This is a genomic window from Bartonella sp. AA97HXZ (genome assembly GCF_042196985.1).
Lineage (GTDB): Bacteria > Pseudomonadota > Alphaproteobacteria > Rhizobiales > Rhizobiaceae > Bartonella.
This window is the reverse complement of record NZ_JBHIRC010000050.1, coordinates 1-2,853: the sequence shown is the minus strand read 5'-3', so window position 1 is coordinate 2,853 and position 2,853 is coordinate 1. Positions and strand designations below refer to the sequence as shown.

At 35.2% G+C, this 2,853-nt stretch carries 1 protein-coding gene, 1 tRNA gene and 3 pseudogenes; 1 reads left to right on the top strand and 4 read right to left on the bottom strand.

Features of this window, described 5'->3' with window-relative positions; all coding sequences use genetic code 11:
* Positions 1–121 precede the first annotated feature (121 nt).
* From ACFINE_RS09455 to ACFINE_RS09440, 4 genes and pseudogenes are all read right to left on the bottom strand, one after another.
* Positions 122–211: transfer RNA gene (locus tag ACFINE_RS09455), tRNA-Ser, on the bottom strand.
* Positions 212–1,153: 942 nt separating this feature from the next.
* Positions 1,154–1,747 (bottom strand): annotated as a pseudogene (locus ACFINE_RS09450) (tyrosine-type recombinase/integrase); the annotation flags it as partial.
* 6 nt (positions 1,748–1,753) lie between these two features.
* The gene (locus tag ACFINE_RS09445; RefSeq protein ID WP_375618906.1) at positions 1,754–1,972 is read right to left on the bottom strand and encodes a hypothetical protein; all 219 of its coding nucleotides are present in this window, start codon (positions 1,970–1,972) and stop codon (positions 1,754–1,756) included.
* Positions 1,973–2,091: 119 nt separating this feature from the next.
* A pseudogene (locus ACFINE_RS09440) lies at positions 2,092–2,199 on the bottom strand (exonuclease); the annotation flags it as partial.
* Between ACFINE_RS09440 and ACFINE_RS09435 the strand changes: the two are divergent.
* Positions 2,185–2,853, top strand: a pseudogene (locus ACFINE_RS09435) (hypothetical protein); the annotation flags it as partial. The pseudogenes ACFINE_RS09440 and ACFINE_RS09435 overlap by 15 nt on opposite strands.

The following is a 2,853-nucleotide window of genomic DNA, read 5'->3' as shown; positions in this document are numbered from 1 at the left end:
CCTTAAAAACTCTTTGAAAAAAATAAATTGGTACAAAACCTAGTGGCAAATTATACAAAACCTGCTGGCAAGCTACACTACACACATGAAATCAATAAGTTATAGCACCATAAAAGTGCTGTGGCGGAGGGGGTGGGATTCGAACCCACGGTACAGTCTCCTGCACGCCGGTTTTCAAGACCGGTGCCTTAAACCGCTCGGCCACCCCTCCAAACTAGATATGCTTTTTGACAAATTTCTTGCAAAAGGTCAATCATTTTAATACGCATTTTAAAGCGTTCTTTGTAAAACCATTTAAGTTTCAATTAAAATAATTCTTCATAAGTTAATTCTTTGAGTGTGTTATCTAAGAATTTCATTTTTAAATATGATAGTTTTTTCTGAAAAAATGAAAGGTAATTATGATATTTATCATTTCTTTTTCCTGTTTGAAAATTTTTCACAAAGCAATATTTTTTAAGTTCTAATGGTCGTTTTCGTAATAATAAGAAAAGTTCAGTTGAAAATGTTTGATAAATTATATTAAATTTCGGTCGTGTATTTTTAAATTATTTTACCTTTCCAGATATTTATTCTATTTAGATCGGTCATATCTGCGAAAAGAAAATGTTATTGCTTTGACAGTTTATGAGAGATAAATTTGTAAGAATGGGATATATATTCAAGGAAAATTTTTATTGAGTTTAAATAAGTACAATTCAATAAGAAAGCTCTTTAAAAGATTTTTATTTTTTAAATAAAAATATTCAGATATTTAATGCGTCTAAAGGGTATCTTGGAGGAAAGGGCTGATTTACACTATTTGAATAAAACGTTGTGTAAGATTTGCATCGACAGTTTAAAACCTTTTCCAGATATGACTGAAAATTAGGTATATTTATAATGCTTTTTTCTTTAGGATAAGCAAAAAGGTAATTTGAATGGAAGAAAAGATTATTGAACGCTTAGATCAATAAATAGTTTGTTAAAGTATTGCATAGTTTTTCAAGAATAGAACTTAAAAACGCTAAATTATGCAGAGGCAAAAAGCATAAACTTTAACAGACAAGGTTTTAAAAGCCGTTTCATTCACAAATATGTGTAAAATAAAATATTTATGTCTAATATGAGAGAATAGGTTGTTCCTGATTCTATTGAGTTTTATAGGCCTCTTTTCCTCATCTTTTTGAAGCTTTTTTATGGCTTCAAGAGCAAGTTTTTACGGTCTGCGCTCTTTGTGTAAAGAGATGTCATAGTGTCATCTGTCCAGCCAAAAACTGCTTTGAGTTGCGAGACTGTTGCACCAGAATTAACTGCGCGTGTTGCTGCTAATTTTCTTAAGCCATGTGCTGATTTTTTTATTCCCGCTACGTTACAAGCCTCACGAAAAAGGTTGCCAAAACTTTCTTTAACTAGTTTTTTACCTTCTTTACCACAAATGAATATTTCTTCTCCAATCACATACCTTCATAAGGATGAGTTCTTTTTGTTTTTGGGTGACTTTAGAAAGGCTATGCCAATTGGAGCTGTTAAAGTATTGTTTAAGTAGCCATGCAAATGACCCTTCAACAAGTTTACCGGTTTTTGATTTAGGAAGTATAAGCCCTTGTAACTCGGCAAGTGCGCTTTTGTAGTTATCAACAAACTCTTGCGTTCCATAGGTGCCGCGTATTCTAATACGTGGTCCATGACCAATACGTATATACCATATAATTTTACCATGACGTGTGACTTCTTTGATAAGATGAGGAGGACGTGGTTTAGGCATGGTATTTTACATCTTAGAGAGTGCGGTTTCGTAATATTCATTCTTTGACAAATCTAAAAGTTTGTCTGGGTGGCTAACTGAATTTGGTATTGGGATATCTGCTTTAAGATAGATAAGCAGTTCACCAGTAGGTTTGATTTCTATGAGTTCGCATTTTTGCTTTTTTGCTTCTCTTAAAGCTCGTGCAATGTCTGCTTGCGTTATGATAGCTTTACGAGGTGCCATATCTTTTCTCCTTACATTGAGATGCAATTCACGTGTGGCGTGAATCACGCATTACTTGAAAGTGTTAAGAAGGGTGGGGGTGCTCGTAGGTATGCGGAGAACAAAACACCCCCATAAGGTTAAGCAGCTTTTGTTGAGAGTTGTTGTATCTCTCGTTCTATCTCTGCTAAAAAGGCTTCAACAACTTGATTGATCTGTTCAATTTGTTGATCATCACGGAAAAAACGAAAGAAGTCACCATCGCATTCCAAAAACCAGAGGGGTTTGATCCAATTGAAAATGCGATTTTGTATCATACAACAAGTGTAGCAAATGAGTTGAGGGTAGAAATGTGGGGCCGTTTCCTATGAGGAAGTTGAATGTTCAGGAAACATATGTGATTTTCACTTTAAAAATTCTTTGCCCAACAAAGAGGCAACTTATGGTAAGATAACTTTAGAAGATGGGATAGTATACAAGGCATTTACTTGGAATGAAGAGAGTGAAAGTTCGCTTTTTTTCAAGGGTACCGATGGAATAATTTATCTCACATGATACAGAAAACTGTCACGCAAGAATTTTGCCTACTCGTCAAGGAATGATACAGTTTCACGGCAATCTCATCATTAACGCTGATACCATTGACAACTATTATAGCACTATAGAAGCAGGGGGAAATGCCGATATTCACGCCAATGTGCTCACCAATTTGGGGGCAACAGCTTATAAAAAAACCTTTATGAGTTGTAATGCCAATACGCAGAATGGTTATTGTTATGGCTATAAAGCTGATGGAAGCCGCGATGTTTCTTTAGATATAGCCGGTGGCAAATTTCGTCATATCCGCTCAGAAGCTTTGGAGAGTGTTCCTGGTCTTGTCCAAGCGGGTGGCACTTTAAATC